Here is a 26,267-nt window from a genome sequence, read left to right as displayed (position 1 = left end):
GCGGCGGCGACCCCGAGGAGATCGACAACCATGCCCACGCCCACCAAGGGACCGCGGCTCGGCGGCGGGCCGGCCCACGAGAAGCTCATCCTCGCCAACCTGGCGACGCAGCTCTTCGAGCACCGCAGCATCACCACGACCGAGGCCAAGGCCCGCCGCCTGCGCCCGTTCGCGGAGAAGCTGGTCACCTTCGCCAAGAAGGGCGACCTCGCCTCGCGCCGGCAGGTCATGCGCACCATCCGCGACAAGTCCGTCGTGCACTTCCTGTTCACCGAGATCGCCCCGGCGATGTCGGAGCGCCAGGGCGGCTACACCCGCATCGTGAAGATCGGCCCGCGCAAGGGCGACAACGCCCCCATGGCGGTCATCCAGCTCGTCATGGAGCCGGTCAGCGCCAAGCAGGCCACCGTCCGCGAGGCCGAGCGCGCCACCGCGGGTGCGGCGACCGCCGCCACCGCCGCGGCCGCCGCCGAGGCCGCCGACGTCGAGCCCGGCTCGGTCGACCAGCCCGACACCCTCCCCGAGGGTGACGCCGGCGCCGACACCGGCGTCGAGCTCGACGCCGCCGAGGCGGACCCGAGCGACGAGTCCACCGGCACCACGCCCGAGACGTCCACGGACGCCGAGGGCACCGGCGAGGAGAAGGCCTGACCGCCTCCCCGCCGCACGACGAGCCCGCCCACCCCACCGGGGAGGGCGGGCTCGTCGCCGTCGTGCCCGAGGCCGCGCCGGACCCCGCGGGCGTGCCGGGACCCGCGGGCGCGCCGGACCCCGCCGGGGCTCCGGCCGCCGCGACCGCGCGCCTGCGCCTGGACCTGGGCTACGACGGCGGCGCCTTCTCCGGCTGGGCCGAGCAGCCGGGACTGCGCACCGTCCAGGGCGTGCTCGCCGCGGGCCTGCAGCGCGTCCTGCGGCTGGAGGAGCCGCCGCGCCTGGTGGTGGCCGGGCGCACCGACGCGGGCGTGCACGCCACCGGCCAGGTCTGCCACGTCGACGTGCCCCGCGCCGCCTGGCTGGCCGCGCCCGGCCGCTCCGAGGCCCCGCCCGGCGCGGCGCTCGTGCGCCGCCTGGCCGGCGTCCTGCCGCCCGACGTGCGCGTGCACGGCGCCCGCGAGGCGCCGGCCGGCTTCGACGCCCGCTTCGGGGCCCTGCGCCGCCGCTACGCCTACCGCGTCAGCGACGCGCCCGGCGGTGCGCCGCCGCTGCTGCGCTCGCACGTGCTGGCGCACCGGCGCCCGCTGGACGCGGCCGCCATGGACGCGGCGGCGGCCCGCCTGACGGGCCTGCACGACTTCGCGGCGTACTGCCGGCCCCGCGAGGGCGCCACCACCGTGCGGACCCTGCTGCGCTACGCCTGGACCCGCCGCCCCGACGGGCTGCTGGAGGCGGACGTGCAGGCGGACGCCTTCTGCCACTCCATGGTCCGCGCCCTGGTCGGCGCCGCCCTGGCGGTGGGGGAGGGGCGCCGCGAGGTCGACTGGCCCGCCCGCGTCCTCGCCGCCGGACGGCGCGACCCGGGCGTCGCGGTCGTGGCCCCCCACGGCCTCGTGCTCGAGGAGGTCGTCTACCCCGCGGACGCCGGCCTGGCCGCCCGCGCGGCCCAGGCCCGCGCCGTGCGCACCGCGCCCGGTGCGCCCGGTGCGACCGGTGCGACCGGTCTCCCCGCCGCCCCGCCCTGCTGCTGAGCCGCACCCCCGGGGACCGCACCCCCGGGGACCGCGGGCGCGCGGGCGTCCGGCAGGCTGTGGGCCCGTGCCCACGCTCGTCGTGCTCCGCCACGCCAAGGCCGACACCCCTCCGGGGCTGCAGGACATCGCCCGCCCCCTGGCCGAGCGCGGCCGCGCTGACGCCGAGGCGGCCGGCCGGTGGCTGGCCGAGCACGTGGGCCTGCCCTCCCTGGTCGTCACCTCCCCGGCGCGCCGCACGGAGGAGACCACCGCGCGCGTCCTGGACGCCTGGGACGCCGAGCCGCCCGTCGTGGACGAGGAGCGGCTGTACGAGGCCACGCTGGGCGACCTGCTGCGCGTCGTGCGGGGCCTGGACGCCGACCCCGGTGACGGCCCGGCGCCCGCTCCCGGGGCCCCGGGCGGCCTGTCCGGCCCCGACGGCACCGTCGTCCTCGTGGGCCACAACCCCGGCCTGAGCGACCTCGTCGAGGCCCTGACGGGCGAGGTGCTGCAGCTGCGCACCTGCGGGATCGCCGTCGTCGACGTGGCCGGGCCGTGGGCCGACGCCGACACCACCAGCTGCTCCCTGCGCGCCACCGCCACCCCGCGCGCGTGAGCCGGGCGCGGGCCGGGAAACGCGGGGCGCCCGGCGGGCGCGGCCCGGCAGACTGACCGCCCGTGGGTCACGTCGACGTCCAGGCCGTCAGCCACGAGCTGCCCGACGGGCGGCCCCTGCTGCACGAGGTGTCCTTCCGCGTCGCCGACGGCACCACCACCGCGCTGGTGGGCCCAAACGGCACCGGCAAGACGACGCTGCTGCGCCTGGTCGCCGGGGACGAGCCGCTGCAGTCCGGTGCCGTGGCCCGCAGCGGTGGCCTGGGCGTGATGCGCCAGTTCGTCGGCTCGGTCCGCGACGCCACCAGCGTCGGCGAGCTGCTGCTGTCGGTGGCCCCGCCGCCGCTGCGCGCGGCGGCCGCGGCCGTGGAGGCGGCCGAGCTGGCGATGCTCGAGACCGACGCCGAGCGCGAGCAGCTGCGCTACGCGCAGGCCCTGGCCGACTTCGGCGACGTCGGCGGCTACGAGGCCGAGGTCGGCTGGGACGAGTGCACCGCCGCGGCCCTGGGGGTCCCGTTCGAGCGGTGCCGGCACCGCCTGGTGCGCACCCTCTCGGGCGGCGAGCAGAAGCGCCTGGTGCTGGAGGCGCTGCTGCGCGGCCCCGACGAGGTGCTGCTGCTGGACGAGCCGGACAACTACCTCGACGTGCCGGGCAAGCGGTGGCTGGAGGAGCAGCTGCGGGCCACCGCCAAGTCGGTGCTGCTGGTCAGCCACGACCGCGAGCTGCTCGCCGCGGCCGCCGACCGCGTCGTCACCCTGGAACCGGGCCCGCTGGGCGCCGTCTCCTGGGTGCACGGCGGCTCCTTCACCACCTACGGGGCGGCGCGCGCCGCGCGCGGGGAGCGCCTGGAGGAGCTGCGCCGGCGCTGGGACGAGGACCGCGCGAAGCTGCGCGCCCTGGTGCTGTCGCTGCGCGAGAAGGCGAAGTTCAACGACGGCGTGGCCTCGCGCTACGCGGCGGCGCAGACCCGCCTGGCCCGCTTCGAGGAGGCCGGCCCGCCGCAGGCGCCGCCGGCCGCGCAGGACGTGCGGATGCGCCTGCGCGGGGGGCGCACGGGCAAGCGGGCGGTGGTGTGCGAGCGGCTGGAGCTGACGGGGCTGATGGCGCCCTTCGACGCCGAGCTGCACCTGGGCGACCGGGTGGCGGTGCTGGGCTCCAACGGCTCGGGCAAGTCGCACTTCCTGCGGCTGCTGGCGGCCGGCGGCTCCGACCCGGACCCCGAGCACGCCCCCGTCGACGAGCACGCCGCGGCGCCCGTGCCGCACACCGGTTCGGCCCGCCTGGGCGCCCGGGTGCGGCCGGGTTGGTTCGCCCAGACGCACGAGCAGCCGGCGCTGGTGGGGCGCACCCTCCTGGACGTGCTGCACCGCGGCACCGCCCACCGGGCGGGGCTGGACCGCGAGGCGGCCGCGCGGGCGCTGGACCGCTACGGGCTGGCCGCCGCCGCCGAGCAGCGCTTCGAGCACCTGTCGGGCGGGCAGCAGGCCCGGCTGCAGGTGCTGCTGCTGGAGCTGTCGGGGGCCACCCTGCTGCTGCTGGACGAGCCGACCGACAACCTGGACCTGCACTCGGCCGAGGCGCTGGAGCGCGCGCTGGCCGCCTTCGAGGGCACGGTGGTGGCGGTGACGCACGACCGCTGGTTCGCCCGCGGCTTCGACCGCTTCCTCGTCTTCGGCGCCGACGGGCGGGTCGTGGAGAGCGCCGAGCCGGTCTGGGACGTGGCCCGGGTGGCGCGCGCCCGCTGACGGCGCGGAGGCGCTCCCGGGGCGCTCCCGGGGCGCTCCCGGGGCGCTCCCGGGGCGCTCCCGGGGCGGTCCGGGCCGCCCGGGGGGCCGCCCGTGCAGCCGTTTTGACCGGGCGCCGGGGCGGCGGGTATCGTCACTGGCCGTTGTGCCCGCGCAGTTGCCCGCCCTTCCCGGCGAGGCCCCAGGCGGGGGCCGTCCGGTAATCGTCTCGAGGAGATGGGCAAGCCCCGTGCGCACGTTCACCCCGAAGCCCGGCGACATCGACCGCCGCTGGCTCGTCATCGACGCGGAGGACGTCGTGCTCGGCCGCCTGGCGTCGCAGACGGCGATCCTGCTCCGCGGCAAGCACAAGCCGACCTTCGCCCCGCACGTCGACAACGGTGACCACGTCATCATCGTCAACGCCGCCAAGGTGGCCCTGACCGGCTCCAAGCGCGACCAGAAGCTGGCCTACCGCCACTCCGGGTACCCCGGCGGCCTGAAGGCCACCGGCTACACCGAGCTGCTGGAGAAGAACCCCGAGCGCGCCGTCGAGAAGGCCGTCCGCGGGATGCTGCCGAAGACGACCCTCGGCCGCCAGATGCTGTCCAAGCTCAAGGTGTACGCGGGTCCCGAGCACCCGCACGCGGCCCAGCAGCCGCAGGCCTTCGAGCTGTCCCAGGTCGCGCAGTAGTCGCGGCACGCCCACCGCGACACCGCTGACGCAGACCCACCGAGGAGAACCGTGGCCGAGTACACGACCGAGACCGTCGAGGACGTCACCGAGTCCGACGACTTCACCGGCACCTACACCACCGAGTCCGCCCAGCCGCGGACCGGCGGTTCGAGCATCATCGCCCCCGGCGCGGCCACCGGCCGCCGCAAGGAGGCCATCGCCCGCGTGCGCATCGTCCCCGGCACCGGCCGCTGGACGATCAACGGGCGCGACCTGGAGGGGTACTTCCCCAACAAGGTCCACCAGCAGCTCGTCAACGAGCCGTTCCGCGTCACCGAGCTCGAGGGCTCCTTCGACGTCATCGCCCGCATCTCCGGCGGCGGCAGCTCCGGCCAGGCCGGCGCCCTGCGCCTGGGCGTGGCCCGCGCGCTGAACGCCATCGACCTCGAGGCGAACCGCCCGGCCCTGAAGAAGGCCGGCTTCCTGACCCGCGACCCGCGGGCCACCGAGCGCAAGAAGGCGGGTCTGAAGAAGGCCCGCAAGGCGCCGCAGTTCAGCAAGCGCTGATCCGCTCCCGCAGCAGCGGGAGCCGCAGCAGCGAGAACGGCCCCGGGGCTCGTCCCCCGGGGCCGTTCTCGTGTCGGCAGGTACTGGACCGTGTGGGGGAGGACGACGGCGTGGGACGACTGTTCGGGACCGACGGCGTGCGGGGGCTGGCCAACGTCGACCTCACGGTCGAGATGGCGGTGGGCCTGTCCGTGGCCACGGCCGGGGTGCTCGGCGCCGAGCGCGGCGGGCGGACCACGGCCCTGGTGGCGCGCGACCCGCGCGCCTCGGGGGAGTTCCTGTCCGCGGCCGTGACCGCCGGGCTGGCCAGCGCCGGGGTCGACGTCCGCGACGTCGGCGTCGTGCCCACGCCCGCGCTGGCCCACCTCGTGGACGCCTGGCGCGCCGACTTCGGCGTGATGCTGTCCGCCTCGCACAACCCCATGCCCGACAACGGGCTGAAGGTGTTCGCCCGCGGCGGCACCAAGCTGCCCGACCGCGTCGAGGACGCCATCGAGGCCGAGTACCGCACGGGTGTGGAGCACCGGCCCACCGGCGCCGAGGTCGGCCGCGTGCGCCGCGGCGACGCCGTCGAGCGCGAGGCCGTGGACACCTACGTCGCGCACGTCGTCGCCTCCCTGCCGCACGACCTGTCCGGCCTGCACGTCGTCGTCGACTGCGCCCACGGCGCGGCCAGCACCGTCGCGCCGCGCGTGCTCGCCGAGGCCGGGGCCCGCGTCACCGCGATCAACGCGTCCCCGGACGGGCTGAACATCAACGACGGGGTCGGCTCGACCCACCTCGGCCCCCTGCGGCGCGCCGTCCTGGAGCACGGCGCCGACGCCGGCATCGCCCACGACGGGGACGCCGACCGCTGCCTGGCCGTGGACGCCGCCGGCGAGGTCGTCGACGGCGACCAGATCATGGCCGTGCTCGCGCTGGCGATGAAGGAGCGCGGCGAGCTGCGCGAGGACACCCTCGTCGCCACCGTCATGAGCAACCTGGGGCTGCGCCTGGCGATGCAGCGCGAGGGCGTCGCGCTGGTGGAGACCGCCGTGGGCGACCGCTACGTGCTCGAGGCCCTCGGTCGCGGCGGCTGGAGCATCGGCGGGGAGCAGAGCGGCCACGTCGTCCTGCCCGCGCACGCCACCACCGGCGACGGCGTCCTGACCGCCGTGCACCTGCTGGCCCGCGCGGCCGCCACGGGCCGGTCGCTGGCCGACCTGGCCGGGGTCGTGCAGCGCCTGCCGCAGGTGCTCGTCAACGTGCCGGGTGTGCAGAAGTCCCGCGCGGGCAGCGACCCGGAGCTGCTGGCGGCCGTGCGCGCCGCCGAGGAGGAGCTGGGCTCCACCGGCCGGGTCCTGCTGCGCCCCTCGGGCACCGAGCCGCTCGTGCGGGTCATGGTCGAGGCCGCCGAGCAGGCCCAGGCGCAGGCCGTCGCCGACCGGCTGGCCGTCGTCGTGCGGGAGCGCCTCGCGCTCTGAGGCGCGCGGAAAACCGGTGGTGCCGCCGCGGCCGCGGTGGTGCCCTGGGCGGGTGGACGCCACCGATCCCGCGCTGCGCGTGGAGCGCACCGCCACCGACGACCCCGACCGCGGCGCGTGGCTCGCCGCCTCCTTCGACGACTGGTACGACGTGCTCGTCGCCGGCGAGGCCGTGGGGCGCACCGACCCGGCCCCCTGGCAGCGCGCGGAGCTGCGCGCCGAGACCGAGCGGGGCCGCGCCGACGCCGTCGTGCACCGGCTGCTGCTGCGCGAGCGCGGCGAGCCGGTCGCGTCCGCGGAGCTGCTGCTGCCCTCGCTGGACAACACGGGCACCGCGTACGTCGCGGTGGTGACCGCGCCGGCGCACCGGCGCCGCGGCCTGGGCACCCGCCTGCTCGCCGAGGCCGTCGAGGTCGCCGCCGCGGCCGGTCGCGACGTCCTGCAGGCCGACGTCGACGTGCCCGCCGCGGGCCCGGCCGCCGAGCGCGAGCGCGTCGCGGCCACGTGGCCGGGGATGCTCGCCGCCCGCGCGTGGGGCTTCGTCCCCGGCCTGGAGGAGGCCCGCCGCCAGCTCGACCTGCCCGTGCCCGAGGAGGTGCTGCACCGGCTGGAGGAGCAGGCGCTGCCGCACGCCGCGGGCTACGCGGTGCGCACCGTGCGCGGGCCGGTCGACGAGGCCGACGTGGACGCCGTGGCCGCCCTCATGGCGCGGATGAGCACCGACGCCCCGCAGGGGGAGCTGACCGTGGAGCCGGAGAGCTGGGACGCCGCCCGGGTGCGCGAGGGGGAGGCGCTGCGCGCCGCGCAGGGGCGGCGGCAGTGGCTGGCGCTGGCGCAGGCGCCCGACGGGTCCCTGGCCGGGTACACGATGCTGGTGCGCTCCGAGCACGAGCCGCAGCGGCTGCTGCAGTGGGACACCCTCGTCCTGCGCGAGCACCGCGGCCACCGGCTGGGCCTGCTGCTCAAGATCGCCTGCCTGCGGGCGGCGACGGCCGACGCCCCGGACGCGCGCCGGGTCTCGACGTGGAACGCGGTGTCCAACACGCCGATGATCGCCGTCAACGAGGCGATGGGCTTCCGCTGGGACGAGACGAGCGTGGACCTCGAGGCGCCGCTGGCGACCGTCCGGGCGGCCCTGGCCGCGCGCACGAGCGCGCGCACGGCCGCCGGCGCACCGGCCTGAGGCGCCCGGCGCCTAGAGCTTGCGCAGCCGCACCTGCTGCACGGCGTGGTCGGGCCCCTTGCGCAGCACGCAGGTGGCCCGGCCTCGGGTGGGCCGCACGTTCTCGGCGAGGTTGGGGCCGTTGATCTCCGCCCAGATGCGCTCGGCGCGCTCGACGGCCTGCTCGTCGCTGAGCGCGGCGTAGCGGCGGAAGTACGACTCGGGCCGGGAGAACGCCGTGCGGCGCAGCTCCAGGAACCGCGACACGTACCAGCTGCGCACGTCGTCGGTGCGCGCGTCGACGTACAGGGAGAAGTCGAAGTAGTCGCTGACGGCCACGCCCTGGGTGCCGTCGGCGCGCACCCGCGCCGGCTGCAGCACGTTCAGGCCCTCGAGGATGAGGACGTCGGGGCGGCGCACGACCGCCTCCTCGCCGGGGACGATGTCGTACGTCAGGTGCGAGTAGACCGGGGCGCGCACCTCCGCCGCGCCGGACTTGACCGCGGAGACGAAGCGCAGCAGCGCGCGCCGGTCGTAGGACTCGGGGAAGCCCTTGCGGTGCAGGACGCCGCGCCGCTCCAGCTCGGCGTTGGGCAGCAGGAACCCGTCGGTGGTCACCAGCTCCACGCGCGGGGTCTCCGGCCAGTGCGACAGCAGCTCGCGCAGGATGCGCGCGGTCGTGGACTTGCCCACGGCCACCGACCCCGCGACGGCGATGACGAACGGGGTGCGCTGGGCCCGCTCGCCCAGGAACGTGGAGGTCGCCGCGTGCAGGCCGCCGGTGGCCCGGTCGTACAGCGTCAGCAGCCGGCTCAGCGGCAGGTAGACCTCCTCGACCTCGCGCAGGTCGATGCGGTCGCCCAGGCCCCGCACGCGCGCCAGGTCCTGCGCGGTGAGCGTCATGGGGGTGGAGTCGCGCAGCCGGCTCCACTCGTCGCGGTCGAGCACGACGTACGGCGAGGGCGCCTGCCCGTGCCCGTTCGCCTGCCCGTTCCCGTGCCCGTGGCCGTGGTCCTCGGCGGCCGGGACGTCGGACGTGCGGCCGGCGGTGCTCACCGGCGGCACGGTACCCCGTCCGGAGCAGCGCACCGCTCACCCGCTGCGCCCAGCGGGTGCCCCCGGCGGCGACGGACCGTGAGGGACGGTGCCCCGCCGTACGCTGCCCCTCATGTGCGGGATCGTGGGTTTCGTCGGGCCGGGTGCGGGCGCCACCACCTCGGGCGAGCAGCTGGAGGGGTGCGCCGTCGTCCTGGAGGGGCTGCGGCGCCTGGAGTACCGCGGGTACGACTCCGCGGGCATCGCCGTCGTCACGCCCGACGGGGTGGACGTGCGCAAGCGCGCCGGCAAGCTGGCCAACCTCGTCGAGGCGCTGGACGTCGAGCCGCTGCCGTCCTCGCCGACCGCGATCGGGCACACCCGCTGGGCCACCCACGGCGGCCCCACCGACGTCAACGCCCACCCGCACGTCGGCACCGGCGGGCGCGTGGCCGTCATCCACAACGGCATCGTCGAGAACTTCGCCGTGCTGCGCGCCGAGCTGGAGGAGACCGGCGCCGAGTTCGCGTCCGAGACGGACACCGAGGTCGTCGCGCACCTGCTGGCCGCCGCCTACGAGGGCACCCGCACCGGGGACGGCTCCGGCGACGGTCCCGGGGACCTGGCGGAGGCCATGCGCCGCACCTGCGAGCGCCTGGAGGGCGCGTTCACGCTGCTGGCCGTGCACGCCGACCACCCCGGCACCATCGTCGGCGCGCGCCGCAACTCCCCGCTCGTCGTGGGCCTGGGCGACGGCGCGAACTACCTGGGCTCGGACGTGGCCGCGTTCATCGCGCACACCCGCGACGCGCTGGAGCTGGGCCAGGACCAGGTCGTCACCATCACCCCCGACGACGTCGTCGTCACCGGCTTCGACGGCCGCCCCGCGCAGGGAAAGCGGTACCACGTGGACTGGGACGCCTCCGCCGCCGAGAAGGGCGGGTTCCCCAGCTTCATGGCCAAGGAGATCCACGACCAGCCGCAGGCCGTGGCCGACACGCTGCTGGGCCGCACCGACCCCTCCGGCCGCCTCGTCCTGGACGAGATGAAGATCGACGAGGCCGACCTGCGCAGCGTCGACAAGATCGTCGTGGTGGCGTGCGGGACGGCCGCCTACGCCGGGCAGGTCGCCAAGTACGCCGTCGAGCACTGGTGCCGCATCCCCGTCGAGGTGGAGCTGGCCCACGAGTTCCGCTACCGCGACCCCGTGCTGTCCGAGCGCACGCTCGTCGTCGCGATCTCCCAGTCGGGGGAGACGATGGACACGATCATGGCGGTGCGGCACGCGCGCGAGCAGGGCGCGAAGGTCCTGGCGATCTGCAACACCAACGGCTCGACCATCCCGCGCGAGGCCGACGCGGCCCTGTACACGCACGCCGGCCCGGAGGTCGCGGTCGCCTCGACGAAGGCGTTCCTCGCGCAGATCACCGCCTGCTACCTGCTGGGCCTGTACCTGGCGCAGCTGCGGGGGAACAAGTTCGCCGACGAGGTCGGCGTCGTCCTGGAGCAGCTGCAGGAGGTCCCCGACCAGCTGCGCCAGGTCCTCGACGGCCTGGAGCAGGTCCGCGAGATCGCCCGCTACATGGCCGACACCCGCTCGGTGCTGTTCCTGGGCCGGCACGTCGGCTACCCGGTGGCGATGGAGGGGGCGCTGAAGCTGAAGGAGCTGGCGTACATCCACGCCGAGGGGTTCGCGGCCGGCGAGCTCAAGCACGGGCCCATCGCGCTCGTCGAGCCCGGCCAGCCGGTGTTCGTCGTCGTGCCCAGCCCCCGCGGGCGCGACTCCCTGCACGCGAAGGTCGTCTCCAACATCCAGGAGGTGCGGGCCCGCGGCGCGCGCACCCTCGTCATCGCCGAGCAGGGCGACACGGCCGTCGAGCCGTACGCCGACGTCGTCATCCGGATCCCGCAGACGTCCACGCTGCTGTCGCCGCTGCTGGCCGTCGTGCCGCTGCAGGTGTTCGCCTGCGAGCTGGCCACCGCCAAGGGCCTGGACGTCGACCAGCCGCGCAACCTGGCCAAGTCCGTCACCGTGGAGTGAGGCCGGGCTCCGCCGCCGGGGTCCGGTCCCCGGACCCCGGCGGCGGGGGCACCATGCCCGCGTGGGACGGTGCTGCCCTGCCGGAGGGGGCGAGCATGATCGTCGGAGTGGGGATCGACGTCGTCGACGTCGCGCGGTTCGCGCGGCAGCTGGAGCGCACGCCCCGGCTGGTCGACCGGCTGTTCGGGGACGGCGAGCGCGGGCTGCCCGCCGAGTCGCTGGCCGCGCGGTTCGCCGCCAAGGAGGCCGTCGCCAAGGCCCTGGGCGCCCCCGTCGGGCTGGTGTGGACCGACTGCAGCGTCGAGCGCGAGGACGGCAACCGCCCCGAGGTCGTCGTGCGCGGCAGCGTCGCCGCCCGCGCCGCCGAGCTGGGCGTGCAGCGCTTCCACCTGTCCCTGTCCCACGACGCCGGCATCGCCTCGGCGGTGGTCGTCGCCGAGGGCGGCCTGCCGTGATCGGCGCCGCCACCGCTGCGCAGGTGCGCGCCGCGGAGGCGGCCGTCGCCGCGCGGCTGCCCGCGGGCACGCTCATGCAGCGGGCGTCGACGGCGCTCGCGGTCGAGTGCGCCGGGGCCCTGCGCGCGGCGGCCGGCGGGGTCGCCGGGCGGCGCGTCGTCGTCCTGGCCGGGGCGGGCGACAACGGCGGGGACGCGCTGTTCGCGGCGGCCCTGCTGGCCCGCCGCGGCGCCGGCGTGCTCGTCCTGCTGACCTCGGAGCGCTCGCACGCCGCCGGCCTGGCCGCCGCCCGCGCCGCCGGGTGCCGCGTCCGGGCGCTGACCGCCCAGGACACCGCGCCCGGCGGCGCCTGCGCGGGCGCCGACCTCCTGCTCGACGGGGTGGCCGGGATCGGCGGGCGCGGCGGGCTGCGCGCCCCGCTGGACGCGCTGGCGGCGGCCCTCGACGGGAGCGGCGGTCCCGTCGTGGTGGCCGTGGACCTGCCCAGCGGGCTGGACGCCGACACGGGCGCCGTGACCGGCGCCGTGCTGGGCGCCGACCTCACCGTCACCTTCGGCACCGCCAAGCCCGCCCACCTGCTCGGCCCGGCCGCCGGGCGCTGCGGGCGCCTCGTCGTCGCCGACATCGGCGTGGCCGGCGAGCTGCCCGAGCCCGTCGTGCGCCGCGTCGAGCCGGCCGACGTCGCGGCCGCGTGGCGCCGGCCCGTGCCGGGCGACGACAAGTACTCGCGCGGGGTCGTGGGTGTCGTCGCCGGCGGGCCGGACTACACCGGCGCGGCGCTGCTGGCCGTGGACGCGGCCGTGCGCGCCGGTGCCGGGATGGTCCGCTACCTCGGCCCCGCGCACCCGGCCGAGCTGGTGCGCCACCACCGCCCCGAGGCCGTCCCCGGGCCCGGCCGCGTCCAGGCGTGGGTGCTGGGGCCGGGGGTGTCCCCGGACGACGGGGAGCAGCAGGCCCGCGTCCGCGAGGCGCTGGCCTCCGGGGAGCCGGCCGTCGTCGACGCGGGCGCCCTCGCGGGCCTGCCCCCGCAGCTGGGAGCGGCGCACGTGCTGACCCCGCACGCGGGGGAGCTGGCCCGCCTGCTGGGCCTGCTCGGCGAGGACGCCGACCGCGCCGCGGTGGAGGCCGACCCGGCCGCCGCCGCCCGCCGCGCCGCGGACCTGACCGGCGCGACCGTCCTGCTGAAGGGGACGGTGACGACCGTCGCCGCGGTCGACGGGCGGCTGCTGACGGCGGCCGCCGCGCCGCCGTGGCTGGCCACCGCCGGCGCCGGCGACGTGCTGGCCGGGCTGCTGGGCACGATGCTCGCCGCCCGCGCCGCCGAGCTGGGCGAGCACCCGCAGCGGGCCGCCGACGTCGCCGCCGCGGCCGCCGTGCTGCACGGGCGGGCCGCGGCCCTGGCCAGCGCCGGGGGACCCGTGGCCGCCGCCGACGTCGCCGAGGCGCTGCCCGCCGCGCTCACCTCGCTGCCCGGCTGGTGAGCGCGGGTACGGTCGCAGCGTGAGCTCGTCCACCGCCGCGCCCGCGGGCCCGTCCGCGGGGCCGTCCGAGCGCTCGCCCGAGCCGTCCCCCGGGCTGCCCGCCGAGGCGGTCGTCGACCTCGACGCCGTGGCCGCCAACGCGGCGCTGCTGCGCGGGCGCCTCGGCGGCGCCGAGCTGATGGCCGTCGTCAAGGCCGACGGGTACGGGCACGGCGCCGTCCCCGCCGCCCGCGCCGCGCTGGCCGGGGGCGCCACCCGCCTCGGCGTCGCGCACGTCGCCGAGGCGCTGGCGCTGCGGGCCGCCGGGATCGAGGCGCCCGTCCTCGCGTGGCTGCTCGTGCCCGGCACCGACCTGCGCCCCGCCGTCGCGTCGGGCGTGGAGCTGTCGGTGGCCGCGGACCGGACCCTCGCCGCCGCCGTGGCCGCGGCCCGCGCCACCGGCCGCGCCGCCCGCCTGCACCTGGAGGTCGACAGCGGCATGTCCCGCGGCGGGGCGTCGCCCGCCCAGTGGCCACCGCTGCTGGACGCCGTGGCCGCCGCCGTCGCCGAGGGCGCCGTGGAGGTCGTCGGCACGTGGGCGCACTTCGCCGACGCCGACGACCCGGACGCCGCCACCGTGGACGCCCAGCTGGACGCCTTCACCGCCGCGGTCGCCACCGCCCGTGCCCGCGGCGTGGACCCAGGCCTGCTGCACCACGCCAACTCCGCGGCCGCGCTGCTGCTGCCGCGCTCGCGCTTCGACCTGGCCCGCTGCGGGCTGGCGCTGTTCGGCCTGACCCCCGCCCCGGCGCGCGCGAGCGCCGCGGAGCTGGGGCTGGTGCCCGCCATGACGCTGACGGCGCGCCTGGCGCACGTGCGGCGGGTGCCCGCCGGGGCGGGCGTGTCCTACGGCACGACGTGGACGGCGCCGCGCGCCACGACCCTGGGCCTGGTGCCGCTGGGCTACGGCGACGGCGTGCCGCGGCACGCCTCCTCCCGCACCGGCGCCGACGGCGCGCCCGCGGGCGGTCAGGTCCTCGTCGGCGGTCGGCGGCGCCCCGTCGCCGGGCGCGTGTGCATGGACCAGTTCGTGGTGGACCTGGGCCCCGGCGACGACGCCGCCGCGGGCGACCCGGTCGTCGTCTTCGGCGCCGGGGCCGCCGCGGGCCGCCCGCTGGAGCCCACCGCCCAGGACTGGGCCGAGGCCGCCGGCACCATCTCCTACGAGGTGGTCACCCGCCTGGGCCCGCGCGTGCCCCGCCGGTACGCCGGCCGCCTCGCCGGGCTCGCCGCCGGCGCGGGGGCGGGCGCGTGAGCCTGGCCTCCCGGCGCCTGCGGCTGCTGCCAGCCCGACCGCGGCGCGGGCGCGACATCACACCCCTCACCGGGACGGCGCACCGGGTCCGGACCGACGACGGCGCCCTGCTGCACGTGGAGGTCGACGAGCTCGACGAGGACGGCGGGACCCGCGGGGCGGGGGCGCCCGACCCCGGGCGGGCGCCGGGGGAGGAGCTCGCGCCGACCGTCGTCCTGCTGCACGGCTACGGGCTGTCCGCCGACGCCTGGCACTTCCAGCGCCGCGCGCTGCGCGGGCGCTACCGCCTCGTCCTGCCCGAGCACCGCGGGCACGGGCGCTCCGGGCGCGGGCCGGCCGGGCCCGTCACCGTCGAGCGCGTGGCCGACGACCTCGGGCAGGTCCTCGACGCCGTCGTGCCCGAGGGCCCCCTCGTGCTCGTCGGGCACTCCCTGGGCGGGATGACGGTCATGGCGCTGGCGGTGCGCCGGCCCGACCTGCTGGAACGCGTGCGCGGGGTCGCGCTGGTCGCCACCAGCGCCGGCGGCCTGGCCGGCTACGACCACGGCCTGCCGCTGCTGGGCCGCCACCTCGTGCGCTGGGCCGAGCTGCTGCTGGCCCGCGCCGCCGGCCGCACCGCGCTGCTGGAGCGCGGGCGCAGGGTCGGCGCCGACGTGGAGCAGCGGCTGGTCCACCACTGGTCCTTCGCCTCGCCCGTGCCGCCGGAGGTGTCGCGGTTCGCGGCGCGGATGATGGCCGGCACGACGGTGGAGGTCATCGCCGACCTGCTGCCCGCGTTCAGCACCCTGGACCTGCACGGGTCGCTGGCCGCGCTGTCCGGCCGCCCGGTCCTCGTCGTGACCGCCGACCGGGACCTCATGACCCCCGCCGAGCACGGCCGCCGCATCGCCGACGCGGTCGAGGGCGCCGAGCACGTCCTCGTCCGCCGCGCCGGGCACCTGGTCATGCTGGAGCACCCGGGGATCGTCACCGCGCGCCTGGAGCGGCTGCTGGCCCGCGTCGCCGGCCGGGCCGTCGTCCCGCCCGCGCGCGCCGCCCGCCCCGCCGGTCCCCGCGCGGGGGAGGTCCGCCACGCCGGGCACGTGCCGGGCGGGCGCGGGCACGTGGGGCACGTGGGGCACGTGGCCGGGCGCCCCGCCGGCGGCCCGCCCGGCACCGGGCACGTCGAGCGGGGCGGCCCGGCCCCGCACGAGGTCGTCGTCCCCGACGTCCGGGCCCCCGGGAGGCACCCGTGAGCGAGCGCACGAGCACCGGCGAGCTGCCCACCCCGGCGGCGACGACCGCGCTGGGCCGGCGGCTGGGCGGGCTGCTGCGCGCCGGCGACCTCGTCGTCCTGTCCGGCGACCTGGGCGCGGGCAAGACGACGTTCACGCGCGGGCTGGCCGACGGCCTGGGCGTGCGCGGGCCCGTGACCTCCCCGACGTTCGTCATCGCCCGCGTCCACCCCTCCCTGGTCGGCGGCCCGCCGCTGGTCCACGTGGACGCCTACCGGCTCGGCTCGCTGGCCGAGGTCGACGACCTGGACCTGGACGCCTCGGCGGGCGAGGCCGTGACGGTCGTGGAGTGGGGCAGCGGGATGGTGGAGGAGCTGGCCGAGGACCGCCTGGAGGTGGACCTGCTGCGCCCGCACGGCGCGACGGCCGGGGACGCCGGGGACGCCGGGGACGCCGGGGCGGAGCTCGACGTGCCGGTCGAGCCGCGCGCGGTCCGGCTGCGGGCCGTCGGAGCCCGCTGGGCCGGGGTGGACCTCGCGGCCCTGCTCGACCCCGGCCCGCAGGCGGCTCCCTAGACTCCCCGCGTGCTGCTGCTCGCCCTGGACACCGCGACCGACGGCGTGGCCGTGGCCGTCTGCGACGGCGAGCGGCTGCTCGCCTCCCGGCGCGCGGGCGACGCCCGCCACCACAACGAGGTCCTGACGCCCACGGTCGGCGCCGTCCTGGCCGAGGCCGGCGCGGCGCGCGCCGACGTGACCGACGTGGCCGTGGGGGTGGGCCCGGGCCCGTACACGGGGCTGCGGGTCGGGCTGGTCACCGCGCAGGCGCTGGCGCTGGCGTGGGGGGCGCGCCTGCACGGCGTGTGCTCCCTGGACGCGCTCGCCGCGGACGCCGTGGAGCGCGGGGCCGTGACCGCCGCGCGCGCCGGGTCGGGGGAGCCGGTGGAGTTCCTCGTCGCCACCGACGCGCGCCGCCGCGAGGTGCACACCGCCCGCTACCGCCTGGACGCGCCCGAGGTCGACGGGGAGCCGCTGACCGGTCTGCGCCGCACCGCCGGCCCGGACGTGGTCGCGCCGGCGGCCGTCGAGCGCGGCACCCTGCCCGTGGTGGGCCGCGGGACGCTGCTGCACCCGGACGCGCTGGGCCCGGCGGCGGAGCCGTTCGACGTGGACGCCGGGGCGCTGGCGCGGCTGGCGGTGCTCGCGCTGGCCGGGCGCGCGCACCTGCCGCTGCTGCCCGTGGAGCCGCTGTACCTGCGCCGGCCGGACGCCGTGGTGCCCGCCGGCCCCAAGCGCGTCACCGGCTGACGGCTCAGCTCCCCGGAGGAGCCGGGGCGGGGGGCGCGGCGGGCGCGGCGAAGGCCGCGGTCATCGCCGCGGTGGACTCGGTGACGATCTCGCGCATCGCCCGCTCGGCGGCGGCGGCGTCGCGGGCGCCGACGGCCTCGGCGACCTCGCGGTGCCAGCCGATGGCGCGCGCCACCGGCCGCGCGGGCATGAGCCGGTGCTGGGTGCGCCCGGACAGCACCTCGGTGAGGGTCCCGGCGAGGGCGGCGAAGGCGTCGTTGCCGGTGGCGGCGAGCAGCGTGCGGTGGAAGCGCGCGTCGTGCTCGAGGTAGGCGGCCAGGTCCGGGACGCGGGCGGTGACGCTCATCCCGACGACGGCCTCGACGAGGGCGCCGCACTGCTCGGGCGTGGCGCGGTCGGCGGCCAGGGCGGCGGCGACGGGCTCGACGGCCAGCCGCAGCTCGGACAGGGCCAGCAGCTGGGCGGGGCGCTGCGGGCCGGCCAGGCGCCAGCGCACGACGCGCGGGTCGAGGACCGTCCACCCCTCGGGCGGCTGGACGACGACGCCGACGCGGCGGCGGCTGGCGACCAGGTGCAGGGACTCCAGGACGCGGACCACCTCGCGGGCGACGGTGCGCGAGACGCCGTGGTCGCCGGCGATGCGCTCCAGGCCCAGGACGGTGCCGGGGGGCAGTTCGCCGTCGACGACGCGCCGGCCGAGGCGGTCCAGGACGCGGCCGTGCAGATCGGCGTGCTCGTGCGCGTCCCCGTGACCGGGGGGCGTCCCGGTGGGAGGCTCGTCGGCGTCAGGCACCCGGACATCCTGCCGGACCCGTCCGCCACGTCCCGTCCGTACACGAATGACCGCGTCGGACTCGACAAGTACGACGAATGGCCCGCAGGGTGGGCTAGGGTGCGCCGCCGAGACACCGCCGTCCCTGGAGGCCCCGTGGAGACCGTCGAACCCGCCTACGGCACGGGCGTGCTGCTGCTCATCGCCGCCGCCGCCGTCGCCCTGCTGCTCCTGCTCATCATCCGCTTCAAGCTGCACGCCTTCCCGGCGCTCGTGCTCGTCAGCGCCCTGACGGCCGTCGCCACCCGCGTCCCCACCGGGGAGGTCGTCGAGACCCTCACCAGCGGGTTCGGCAGCACGCTGGCCAGCGTCGCCCTGCTCGTCGGGTTCGGCGTCATCATCGGCAAGCTGCTGGAGGTGACCGGCGGCGCGCAGGTGCTCGCCGACACCCTCATCACCCGCTTCGGCGAGCACCGCGCGCCGCTCGCGCTGGGCATCGCCTCGCTGCTGTTCGGCTTCCCGATCTTCTTCGACGCCGGCTTCGTCGTCTTCCTGCCGATCATCTTCGCCGTGGCCCGCCGCTTCGGCGGCTCCGTCCTGAAGTACGCCCTGCCCTCGGCGGGCGCCTTCGGTGTCATGCACGGCTTCGTGCCGCCGCACCCGGGCCCGGTCGCCGCCGGCGAGCTGCTCGGCCTGGGGGCCGACATCGGCCTGCTCATCATCGTCGGCACCGTGATCGCCGTGCCGACGTGGTTCGTCGCCTCCTACCTCTTCGGCCTGTGGGCGGCCAAGCGCATCGACGTGCCCCTGCCCGCGGAGTGGGCCGGGCGCGTGGCCGCCAACGTCGGCGGCGGCCAGGGCCGCTCGGCCGGCACCGGTGGCGCCGGCACGGCCGACGGCACCGGCGGCGGGCCCGCGGCCAGCGAGAGCGGCGACCTGCCCGGCCCGCCGCCCAGCTTCGGCACCGTCCTGTTCATCCTGCTGCTGCCGCTGGTCCTCATCTTCCTCAACACCGGCCTGAACACCCTGGCCACCGCGGGCGCGGTCGACGGGGAGGCCGCCTGGGTGCAGACCCTGCGGCTCGTCGGCCAGACCCCGATCGCGCTGCTCATCGCCGTGCTCGTGGCGATGCTCGTCCTGGGCCGCGGCCGCTTCAGCCGCGGGAAGGTCGAGGACCTGGCCAACGGGGCCCTCGGCCCGGTGTGCGCGGTCATCCTCATCACCGGCGCCGGCGGCATGTTCGGCGGCGTCCTGCGCGCCAGCGGCATCGGCGGCGCGCTGGCGGACACCCTGGCCGCCACCGGGCTGCCCGTCATCGTGGCGGCCTTCATCATCTCCCTGGGCCTGCGCGTGGCGCAGGGCTCGGCGACGGTGGCGCTGACCACGACGGCGGGCCTCATCGCCCCCACCGTCGAGGCCACCGGCGGGCTCAGCACGCTCGACCTGTGCTTCATCGTCATCGCCATCGCGGCGGGCGCCACGGCCCTCAGCCACGTCAACGACTCCGGCTTCTGGCTGGTCGGCCGCTTCCTCGGCATGGACGTCCCGACGACGCTGCGCACCTGGACGGTCATGGAGACCCTCCTCGGGTTCATCGGCTTCGGCCTGGCGTTCATCGGCTACCTGGTCCTGTGAGCAGCGCACCGGGGGGCGCCGGCGACGGGGCCCGGGACGTGGTGCTGGGCGTCGACATCGGCACCACCAGCACCAAGGTCGTCGCCTTCGACGTGCGCGGCGAGGCGCTGGCCCAGCACGCGGCCGGCTACCCGCTGGAGGAGCCGCACCCCGGGCACGCCGTGCAGGACCCGCAGCTGATCCTGCGGGCCGTGCAGGAGTCCGTGCGCGCCGTGGTCGCCGAGGTCGGCGCCGGGCGGGTGGCGGCGCTGTCCTTCAGCGCCGCCATGCACAACCTCATGGGCATCGACGCCGAGCACCGGCCGCTGACCCCGCTGGTGACGTGGGCGGACACCCGCGCCGCCGAGCAGGCCGAGCGGCTGCGCGCGAGCACGGGCGGTCTGGCCCTGCACCGGCGCACCGGCACGCCCCTGCACCCGATGTCGCCGCTGCCCAAGCTGGTGTGGTTCCACGAGCAGGAGCACCAGCTCTGCGAGAGGGTCAGCTTCTGGATCGGCGTCAAGGAGTGGGTGCTGCTGCACCTGGCCGGCGCGCTCGTCGTCGACCACTCCGTGGCCTCGGCCACGGGCCTGCTGGACCTGGCGTCGCTGCGCTGGGACGCCGAGGCGCTGATGCTCGCCGGGGTGCAGCTGGAGCAGCTGCCCGAGCCGGTGCCCACCACGCACGTGCTGCCCGGCCTGAGCGCCGAGGGGGCCGCGGCCACCGGCCTGCCCGAGGACGTCCCCGTCGTCGTCGGCGCCAGCGACGGGCCGCTGGCCAACGTCGGCGTCGGCGCCGTGCGCCCCGGCGTCGCGGCCTGCTCGATCGGCACCAGCGGGGCGCTGCGGGTGGTCGTGGACCGTCCCGTCGTCGACCCGCTGGGGCAGGTGTTCTGCTACGCCCTGACCCCGGGCCTGTGGGTCGTGGGCGGGGCGATCAACAACGGCGGCGTCGTCCTCGGCTGGGCGGGGGACACCCTCGCGCCCGACCTGGGCGAGGAGCCGCAGGAGGCGCTGATGGAGCTGGCCGGCAGCGTGCCGGCCGGTTCCGGCGGGCTGCTGATGCTGCCGTACCTGCTCAGCGAGCGGGCGCCGCACTGGAGCTCCCTGCCGCGCGGCGCCTACGTCGGCCTGACCCGCGCCCACCGGCGCGAGCACCTGGTGCGCGCCGCGGTGGAGGGGGTGTGCCTGCAGCTGGCCACGGTGCTGCAGTCCCTGCGCGCCGCGGGGCTGGAGATCACCGAGCTGCGCGCCACCGGCGGGTTCGCCCGCAGCCCCCTGTGGCGGCAGATGCTCGCCGACGCCCTCGGCACGGAGATCGGCTTCGCGGGCGGCTACGAGGGCTCCAGCTTCGGCGCGGCCCTGCTGGGCATGCAGGCCCTGGGGCTGGTGCCCGGCGTCGAGGTGGCCGCCGACCTCGTCGAGGTCGAGTCGCGGCTGCGCCCCGACCCGGCCGACGCCGCCGTCTACGCCTCGCTGCGGCCGGTGTTCGCCGAGCTGTACGAGGCGCTGGTGCCCACCTACCGCACGCTGCGGCGGCTGGCGCCGTCGCTGCCGCTGGACCGGGAGCCGGCGGGCTGAGCGCGTCCGCTCAGCGCGCCGCGTCCAGCTCCAGCAGCCAGCGCAGCCCCGGGTCGTGGACCACGGCGTGGCCGTCGTCGAAGACCACCGCGGTGACGGCGGCCGACGCCAGGGTCGCCAGCAAGGGCGGGTCGCCCTCGCCGAAGCGGGCGTCCGCCTCGTCGCGCCCGGCGCACGAGGCGGCCGCCTCGCCGCTGGCCGTCGGGTCGCCCCCGCAGGAGGCGGCGACCTGGTCGGCGTAGTCCTCCTCCGGCCGCTCGTCGCGGTTGTACGCGTACCAGCGGGTCAGGTCGTCGATCGGCACCCAGGAGACCGCCCCGGCGAAGTCGACGGCGTCCACCACGTCGGACGTGGCCAGCGTCGAGCCGGTCGCCTCGGGGCGCTCGTCGACGCCGCGGAAGTCCGGGTGCACGAAGCCCCACCCGGCGCGCCGGGCCCACTGCGCGTAGGGATGCCGTTCTCCTGCGTCCAGTCGCTGCTCCAGGAGTGCACCGCCACCAGCAGCGGCGCGCCCTCCTCGGCGGGCGGCTGCCACAGCACGTCCTGCGCGGCGCTGTCCACGCTGGAGACGACCGTCACCGGCTCGGCGTCCGTCTCGGCGGCCCAGCGGGCCAGCGGGTCGCCGGACGTCTCGACGTCGTCGGTGGTGGCGACCTCCACGGGCGCCACTTCGGGCACCTCGACGGCGGGACCGCCGGTCGCGCCGGGGGTGGCCGTGGCGGCCGGACGGTCGTCGCGGTCGGTGCGGGCGCCGTGCACGGGTGGTCGCCGCGGTGGGCCTCGCGCGCAGCCCGGGACGGCCGCCCCGGCCGCCCCGGCGCCCCGCCGCGTAGCCTCGCGGGCGTGGAGGTCCGGGCGATGCGGTGGTGGGACGTGGCCGCCGTGCACCGGCTGGAGCAGGAGCTGTTCGGCCCCACGGCCTGGTCGGCGGAGACCTTCTGGGGCGAGCTGGCCCACCCGGGCCGCACCTACCTCGTCGCGGTGGAGCCCGCCGCGGACGGGGGCCCGGAGGAGCTGCTGGGCTACGGCGGGGTCGTCGTGCCCGGTGCGGACGCCGACGTGCAGACCCTCGGCGTCGCCCCGGGCGCCCAGCGGCGGGGCCTGGGCCGGACGCTGCTGCGGCGGCTGGTGACCGCGGCCCGCGACGGCGGCGCCACCCACCTGCTGCTGGAGGTGCGCGCCGACAACGAGCCCGCGCAGGCGCTCTACCTGGCGGAGGGCTTCCGGCGCATCGCCCGCCGCGCCCGCTACTACCAGCCCGGCGACGTCGACGCGCTGGTCCTGCGCGCGGACCTGCGCGGCTCAGCCGGCGGCGGGCGCTGAGGACCCCGCCGCGGTCCCGGCGGGGGAGACCACGAGGACGCTCTGGCGCCCGGCCACCCGCGTCAGCACGAGCGTCGCCGCCCGCGAGCCGCGCAGGCCCAGCCGCCGCCGCAGCTCGTCGGGGTCCACGGCCGTGCCGCGCTTCTTCACCGTCAGCGGGCCCACGTCCCGGGCGCGCAGGTACGCGCGCAGCGGCTTGAGGCCGAACGGCAGGATGTCGTGGACGGCGAAGGCGCTCGCCAGCGGGGTGGTCGCGGGCTCGTCGGTGGTGACGTAGGCGATGGTCTCGTCGACCAGCCGGCCGCCGACCCGCTCCGCGACGGCGCCGACGAGCCCGGCGCGCACGACGGCCCCGTCGGGCTCGTGCAGCCACGCGCCCACCCCCCCGACCGCGGCGGGCGGGCTGTCGCGGTCGTCGACCTCGTGCGCGGCGCCGTCCGCGGCCAGCAGCCGGGCGCTGCGCCGCACCCCCGGCCGGGCCAGCGGCCCGCACCACAGCGCGCACTCGACGACGTCGCCGGCCACGGACGTCCACTGGGCCTCGGCGCCGGCGGGCACCAGCTCGTGCGGCAGGCCCGGCGCGAGCTTGGCGCCCGTGGCGGGCACCCGCCCCGCGGTGGCCAGGACGAAGGACAGCGGCGGGCTGGTGGCCTCGGGGTCGAACAGGCGCCTGCCGCGGGCGGTGCGCCGGGCCGGGTCGAACCAGGCGCCGTCGCCGGGGCCGAGCTCGTCGACGACGCCGGCGGTGAGGTCCGCGCAGCGCACGCTCGCGCGCCCGGGGCCCGCGCCGGCGAGGTTGGCGGTGGCGACGGCGGCGGTGAGGGGGTCGGCGTCCACGGCCAGCACGTCCAGGCCGGCGTCGGCCAGCGCCAGCGCGTCGGCGCCGATCCCGCAGCCGAGGTCGGCCACCCGGCGCACCCCGGCGCCCGCGTACCGGGCGGCGTGGGCGGCGGCGACGGCGGCGCGGGTGGCCTGCTCGACGCCGGCGGGGGTCAGCAGCAGCTCGCGCCCGCGCGGGCCGAGCTTGGCGACGGCCTTGCGCCGCAGCCGGTCCTGGGTCATCGCCAGGGCCACCAGGCGCGGCTCGTGCCCCTCGCGGCGCAGCCGCTGCCCCAGGGCCAGCGGGTCGCCGCCGGGCCCCGCGGCGGCGTCGCCGGCCAGCAGCGCGAGCAGCGCCCGGCCGGCGGGCGACGTCAGCTCCCGCACGTCCTCGACGGTCTCCACCGCGCCCATGCTGCCGCAGCGCCGCCCGGGGGAGGGCGCCTGGCACTCAGGGGGCGGGAGTGCTAGCGTCACGCCCAGCGTCGGGTGGCACTCCGCACCAGGGAGTGCCAACGGCGGGGCGGTGCCGCCGGCACCCGCGACGACGGTCGCGCACCACCCCGTCCACCGACCACCCCGTACAGAGTTCGCGACAGCAGAAGGGGAGGGCCGCTCAGTGTCGGTCTCCATCACTCCGCTCGAGGACCGCATCGTCGTCAAGCCGCTCGACGCGGAGCAGACGACCGCCTCCGGTCTCGTCATCCCGGACACCGCCAAGGAGAAGCCCCAGGAGGGCGAGGTCCTGGCGGTCGGCCCCGGCCGCGTGGACGACAACGGCAACCGCGTGCCGGTCGACGTCACCGTCGGCGACAAGGTCATCTACTCCAAGTACGGCGGCACCGAGGTCAAGTACGGCGGCGACGAGCTGCTGATCCTCTCGGCCCGCGACGTGCTCGCCAAGGTCGCCAAGTAAGCAGCGGCAGCACCCCGACGCCCCGGCGCCCGTGACCCGGGCCCGGGGCGTCCCGCGTTCCGCAGCACAGCCGGAAGACCCCGAGGAAGGAACGACATGGCCAAGCAGCTCGCGTTCGACGACTCCGCCCGCAAGTCCCTGGAGCGCGGCGTCGACGCGCTCGCGAACGCCGTCAAGGTGACGCTCGGCCCCCGCGGCCGCAACGTCGTCATCGACAAGAAGTGGGGCGCCCCCACCATCACCAACGACGGCGTGACCATCGCCCGCGAGGTGGAGCTGGAGGACGCCTACGAGAACCTCGGCGCCCAGCTCGCCAAGGAGGTCGCCACCAAGACCAACGACGTCGCCGGCGACGGCACGACCACGGCGACCGTCCTGGCCCAGGCCCTGGTCAAGGAGGGCCTGCGCAACGTGGCCGCGGGCGCGGCGCCGTCCGGCCTCAAGCGCGGCATCGACAAGGCCGTCGAGGCGGTCAACGACAAGCTGCTCGAGCTGGCCCGCGACGTCGACGGCAAGGGCGACATCGCCCACGTCGCGACCATCTCCGCCCAGGACGCCACGGTCGGCGAGCTGCTGGCCGACGCCTTCGACAAGGTTGGCAAGGACGGCGTCATCACCGTGGAGGAGGCCTCCACCACGGCGCTGGAGCTGGACTTCACCGAGGGCATGCAGTTCGACAAGGGCTACGTCTCGCCCTACTTCGTCACCGACGCCGAGCGCCAGGAGGCCGTCCTGGAGGACGCCTACGTGCTCGTGCACCAGGGCAAGATCTCCACGGTGCAGCAGCTGCTGCCGCTGCTGGAGAAGGTCCTGCAGGCCTCCAAGCCGCTGCTGATCATCGCCGAGGACGTCGAGGGCGAGGCCCTGTCGACCCTGGTGGTCAACAAGATCCGCGGCACCTTCAACGCGGTGGCCGTCAAGGCCCCCGGCTTCGGCGACCGCCGCAAGGCGATCCTCGGCGACATCGCCACCCTCACGGGCGCGCAGGTCGTCGCGGAGGAGGTCGGCCTGCAGCTGGACCAGGTGGACCTCGACGTGCTGGGCACCGCCCGCCGCATCACGGTCACCAAGGACGACACGACCATCGTCGACGGCGCCGGCTCGTCCGACGAGGTCGCGGGCCGCGTCGCCCAGATCAAGGCCGAGATCGAGCGCACCGACTCCGACTGGGACCGCGAGAAGCTGCAGGAGCGCCTGGCCAAGCTCGCCGGCGGTGTCGTCGTCATCAAGGTCGGCGCGCACACCGAGGTGGAGCTGAAGGAGAAGAAGCACCGCATCGAGGACGCCGTCTCCGCCACGCGCGCCGCGATCGAGGAGGGCATCGTCGCCGGCGGCGGCAGCGCCCTGACCCACGCGGTGTCCGTCCTGGAGGACGGCCTGGGCCTGACCGGCGACGAGGCGACCGGCGTCAAGCTGGTGCACCGCGCCGCCACCGAGCCGCTGCGCTGGATCGCCGAGAACGCCGGCGAGGAGGGCTACGTCGTCGTGGAGAAGGTCCGCGGCCTGCAGCCGGGCCACGGCCTGAACGCCGCGACCGGCGAGTACGTCGACCTGGTCGCCGCGGGCGTCATCGACCCCGTGAAGGTGACGCGCTCGGCGCTGCGCAACGCGGCCTCGATCGCCTCCATGGTCCTCACCACGGACACGCTGGTGGTGGACAAGAAGGAGGAGGAGCCGGCGGCCGCCGGGCACGGCCACGGGCACGGCCACTGACACCGCCCCGCACGTGCGAGAGGCCCGGTCCCCCCGAGGGGGCCGGGCCTCTTCGCGTCGGTCCCGGCGGGACCGGCGCGCTCCGCGCCGTGCGCCGCACCACCGCGCGCGCGGGCGGAGCGGGTGGGTGTCAGCTGGCGATGCGCAGCGTGCGGCGGCGCTCCGCCGCGTAGATGGCCTCGCGGTCGTCCTCGGTCAGGCCGCCCCACACGCCGTAGGGCTCGCGCACCTTCAGGGCGTGCTGCTTGCACTGCTGGATGACGGGGCAGGCGGCGCACACGGCCTGCGCGGCGGCGTCGCGGTTGCGGCGGGCCGGCCCGCGCTCGCCCTCGGGGTGGAAGAAGAGGTTGGGGTCCGCCTCGCGGCAGGAGCCGTCGAGCTGCCACTCCCAGATGTCGGCGACGGGACCGGGGAGGCGGGAGATCTCAGCCATGGTGCGCTCCTCTTCGAGGGGGCGGTGCTCCCACCGCGGTTGCGGTGGTCACGAGGACGTGGATGAACCTACAACCGCGCCAGAAGTTGTTCAAGGCCCTGTCTGGAGCGATCTGCGCCACACGGGGGCGGTCCCACCCGGCCGGCGCCGCCGGTGCGGCCGGTCGGTGCGGCGCCGCTGACCTGCGGTGGCGAAGGCGTGAACAGCCCCTGGCCGACCGGTGACCGGCCGGTACCCGCGGCGACGACCGGTGACCGGGGCGTGACCGGTTCGTGAAGCGTTTCGCTGCCGCGGGGGGGGGGGGGGGGGGGGGGGGGGGGGGGGGGGGGGGGGGGGGGGGGGGCGCGGCCGCGGGGGCCGCCGCCGCCGCGCCCGGCGCGGCCGCCGGGCCGCCG

25 protein-coding genes are annotated in these 26,267 nt (G+C 77.5%); 20 read left to right on the top strand and 5 right to left on the bottom strand.

Annotated elements, in window-relative coordinates; genetic code table 11:
• Nucleotides 1–30 precede the first annotated feature (30 nt).
• The 8 genes from rplQ to AB8M62_RS15995 all read left to right on the top strand — a co-directional run bounded on the left by rplQ (nt 31) and on the right by AB8M62_RS15995 (nt 7,896).
• A complete protein-coding gene (rplQ, locus tag AB8M62_RS16030) occupies nt 31–651 on the top strand; it encodes a 50S ribosomal protein L17 (RefSeq protein ID WP_369070197.1) in 621 nt (206 codons plus the stop codon).
• Nucleotides 652–743: 92 nt separating this feature from the next.
• A complete protein-coding gene (locus tag AB8M62_RS16025) occupies nt 744–1,685 on the top strand; it encodes a tRNA pseudouridine synthase A (RefSeq protein WP_369070196.1) in 942 nt (313 codons plus the stop codon).
• Nucleotides 1,686–1,752: 67 nt separating this feature from the next.
• Nucleotides 1,753–2,283 carry a SixA phosphatase family protein gene (locus tag AB8M62_RS16020; RefSeq protein ID WP_369055777.1) on the top strand — a complete coding sequence of 177 codons (531 nt, stop codon included), beginning with the start codon at nt 1,753–1,755 and terminating at the stop codon, nt 2,281–2,283.
• 62 nt (nt 2,284–2,345) lie between these two features.
• Nucleotides 2,346–4,028, top strand: coding sequence for an ATP-binding cassette domain-containing protein (locus AB8M62_RS16015; RefSeq protein WP_369070195.1), 1,683 nt, complete (start codon nt 2,346–2,348; stop codon nt 4,026–4,028).
• A 229-nt stretch (nt 4,029–4,257) separates the two neighbouring features.
• The gene (gene rplM / locus AB8M62_RS16010; protein WP_369055775.1) at nt 4,258–4,701 is read left to right on the top strand and encodes a 50S ribosomal protein L13; all 444 of its coding nucleotides are present in this window, start codon (nt 4,258–4,260) and stop codon (nt 4,699–4,701) included.
• 51 nt (nt 4,702–4,752) lie between these two features.
• Nucleotides 4,753–5,250 carry a 30S ribosomal protein S9 gene (gene rpsI / locus AB8M62_RS16005; protein WP_369055774.1) on the top strand — a complete coding sequence of 166 codons (498 nt, stop codon included), beginning with the start codon at nt 4,753–4,755 and terminating at the stop codon, nt 5,248–5,250.
• A 110-nt stretch (nt 5,251–5,360) separates the two neighbouring features.
• Nucleotides 5,361–6,713 (top strand): phosphoglucosamine mutase, encoded by a 1,353-nt coding sequence (gene glmM / locus AB8M62_RS16000; protein WP_369070194.1) that lies wholly within the window; start codon nt 5,361–5,363, stop codon nt 6,711–6,713.
• Between the two features lie 52 nt (nt 6,714–6,765).
• A complete protein-coding gene (locus AB8M62_RS15995; protein WP_369070193.1) occupies nt 6,766–7,896 on the top strand; it encodes a GNAT family N-acetyltransferase in 1,131 nt (376 codons plus the stop codon).
• A gap of 12 nt (nt 7,897–7,908) precedes the next feature.
• Here AB8M62_RS15995 and coaA read toward each other — a convergent pair whose 3' ends face one another.
• Nucleotides 7,909–8,823: a type I pantothenate kinase gene (gene coaA / locus AB8M62_RS15990; protein WP_369055812.1), complete on the bottom strand. Its 915-nt coding sequence runs from the start codon at nt 8,821–8,823 to the stop codon at nt 7,909–7,911.
• Nucleotides 8,824–9,043: 220 nt separating this feature from the next.
• Between coaA and glmS the strand changes: the two genes are divergently transcribed.
• The 7 genes from glmS (at nt 9,044) to tsaB (ending at nt 16,702) form a co-directional block, all read left to right on the top strand.
• Complete coding sequence (glmS, locus tag AB8M62_RS15985) at nt 9,044–10,951, top strand: glutamine--fructose-6-phosphate transaminase (isomerizing) (RefSeq protein ID WP_369070192.1); 1,908 nt, start codon at nt 9,044–9,046, stop codon at nt 10,949–10,951.
• 95 nt (nt 10,952–11,046) lie between these two features.
• Nucleotides 11,047–11,406, top strand: coding sequence for a holo-ACP synthase (locus AB8M62_RS15980; RefSeq protein ID WP_369055770.1), 360 nt, complete (start codon nt 11,047–11,049; stop codon nt 11,404–11,406).
• Entirely contained in the window at nt 11,403–12,887 is a 1,485-nt protein-coding gene (locus AB8M62_RS15975; protein ID WP_369070191.1) for an NAD(P)H-hydrate epimerase, read from the top strand. The genes AB8M62_RS15980 and AB8M62_RS15975 overlap by 4 nt, the downstream gene beginning before the upstream one ends.
• A gap of 19 nt (nt 12,888–12,906) precedes the next feature.
• Nucleotides 12,907–14,181 (top strand): alanine racemase, encoded by a 1,275-nt coding sequence (alr, locus tag AB8M62_RS15970; protein WP_369070190.1) that lies wholly within the window; start codon nt 12,907–12,909, stop codon nt 14,179–14,181.
• A complete protein-coding gene (locus AB8M62_RS15965) occupies nt 14,178–15,416 on the top strand; it encodes an alpha/beta fold hydrolase (RefSeq protein ID WP_369070189.1) in 1,239 nt (412 codons plus the stop codon). Before alr ends, AB8M62_RS15965 begins: the two co-directional genes overlap by 4 nt.
• Nucleotides 15,413–15,970, top strand: coding sequence for a tRNA (adenosine(37)-N6)-threonylcarbamoyltransferase complex ATPase subunit type 1 TsaE (tsaE, locus tag AB8M62_RS15960; protein WP_369070187.1), 558 nt, complete (start codon nt 15,413–15,415; stop codon nt 15,968–15,970). The genes AB8M62_RS15965 and tsaE overlap by 4 nt, the downstream gene beginning before the upstream one ends.
• 9 nt (nt 15,971–15,979) lie before the next feature.
• Nucleotides 15,980–16,702: a tRNA (adenosine(37)-N6)-threonylcarbamoyltransferase complex dimerization subunit type 1 TsaB gene (gene tsaB / locus AB8M62_RS15955; protein WP_369070185.1), complete on the top strand. Its 723-nt coding sequence runs from the start codon at nt 15,980–15,982 to the stop codon at nt 16,700–16,702.
• A gap of 4 nt (nt 16,703–16,706) precedes the next feature.
• Here the strand turns inward: tsaB and AB8M62_RS15950 are convergent, their stop codons facing one another.
• On the bottom strand, nt 16,707–17,495 hold the full coding sequence (locus tag AB8M62_RS15950; RefSeq protein ID WP_373694973.1) for a FadR/GntR family transcriptional regulator: 789 nt from the start codon (nt 17,493–17,495) through the stop codon (nt 16,707–16,709).
• Between the two features lie 135 nt (nt 17,496–17,630).
• On the opposite strand from AB8M62_RS15950, the gene AB8M62_RS15945 reads away from it, so the two are divergent.
• Nucleotides 17,631–19,109 (top strand): GntP family permease, encoded by a 1,479-nt coding sequence (locus tag AB8M62_RS15945; protein WP_369070184.1) that lies wholly within the window; start codon nt 17,631–17,633, stop codon nt 19,107–19,109.
• Entirely contained in the window at nt 19,106–20,668 is a 1,563-nt protein-coding gene (locus tag AB8M62_RS15940; RefSeq protein ID WP_369070183.1) for a gluconokinase, read from the top strand. The genes AB8M62_RS15945 and AB8M62_RS15940 overlap by 4 nt, the downstream gene beginning before the upstream one ends.
• A 10-nt stretch (nt 20,669–20,678) precedes the next feature.
• Here AB8M62_RS15940 and AB8M62_RS15935 read toward each other — a convergent pair whose 3' ends face one another.
• Entirely contained in the window at nt 20,679–21,203 is a 525-nt protein-coding gene (locus tag AB8M62_RS15935; RefSeq protein WP_369070182.1) for a hypothetical protein, read from the bottom strand.
• Nucleotides 21,204–21,511: 308 nt separating this feature from the next.
• Here AB8M62_RS15935 and rimI point away from each other — a divergent pair, with 308 nt between their 5' ends.
• Nucleotides 21,512–21,991, top strand: a complete 480-nt coding sequence (gene rimI, locus AB8M62_RS15930; protein ID WP_369070181.1) for a ribosomal protein S18-alanine N-acetyltransferase — start codon at nt 21,512–21,514, stop codon at nt 21,989–21,991.
• Here rimI and AB8M62_RS15925 read toward each other — a convergent pair.
• Nucleotides 21,971–23,224, bottom strand: a complete 1,254-nt coding sequence (locus AB8M62_RS15925) for a class I SAM-dependent methyltransferase (RefSeq protein ID WP_369070180.1) — start codon at nt 23,222–23,224, stop codon at nt 21,971–21,973. The two genes, rimI and AB8M62_RS15925, sit on opposite strands and share 21 nt — an antisense overlap.
• 205 nt (nt 23,225–23,429) lie before the next feature.
• On the opposite strand from AB8M62_RS15925, the gene groES reads away from it, so the two are divergent.
• Together groES and groL are read left to right on the top strand one after the other, a co-directional pair.
• Nucleotides 23,430–23,726: a co-chaperone GroES gene (groES, locus tag AB8M62_RS15920; protein WP_369055760.1), complete on the top strand. Its 297-nt coding sequence runs from the start codon at nt 23,430–23,432 to the stop codon at nt 23,724–23,726.
• A gap of 96 nt (nt 23,727–23,822) precedes the next feature.
• The gene (gene groL / locus AB8M62_RS15915) at nt 23,823–25,439 is read left to right on the top strand and encodes a chaperonin GroEL (protein ID WP_369055759.1); all 1,617 of its coding nucleotides are present in this window, start codon (nt 23,823–23,825) and stop codon (nt 25,437–25,439) included.
• Between the two features lie 130 nt (nt 25,440–25,569).
• Here groL and AB8M62_RS15910 read toward each other — a convergent pair whose 3' ends face one another.
• The gene (locus AB8M62_RS15910) at nt 25,570–25,872 is read right to left on the bottom strand and encodes a WhiB family transcriptional regulator (protein WP_369055758.1); all 303 of its coding nucleotides are present in this window, start codon (nt 25,870–25,872) and stop codon (nt 25,570–25,572) included.
• Nucleotides 25,873–26,267: the final 395 nt, after the last annotated feature.

It is taken from the genome of Kineococcus terrestris, assembly GCF_041020755.1.
Taxonomy (GTDB): Bacteria; Actinomycetota; Actinomycetes; order Actinomycetales; family Kineococcaceae; genus Kineococcus; species Kineococcus terrestris.
Note: the sequence above shows the minus strand (reverse complement) of the source record. Positions and strands in the feature narration are given on the sequence as shown.

Coding starts and splice junctions, on each gene's coding strand:
- AB8M62_RS15925 (WP_369070180.1), bottom strand. CDS start 23,224: ATGGGCGCGGTGGAGACCGTCGAGGACGTGCGGGAGCTGACGTCGCCC.
- glmS (WP_369070192.1), top strand. CDS start 9,044: ATGTGCGGGATCGTGGGTTTCGTCGGGCCGGGTGCGGGCGCCACCACC.
- groL (WP_369055759.1), top strand. CDS start 23,823: ATGGCCAAGCAGCTCGCGTTCGACGACTCCGCCCGCAAGTCCCTGGAG.
- rplQ (WP_369070197.1), top strand. CDS start 31: ATGCCCACGCCCACCAAGGGACCGCGGCTCGGCGGCGGGCCGGCCCAC.
- AB8M62_RS15980 (WP_369055770.1), top strand. CDS start 11,047: ATGATCGTCGGAGTGGGGATCGACGTCGTCGACGTCGCGCGGTTCGCG.
- AB8M62_RS15910 (WP_369055758.1), bottom strand. CDS start 25,872: ATGGCTGAGATCTCCCGCCTCCCCGGTCCCGTCGCCGACATCTGGGAG.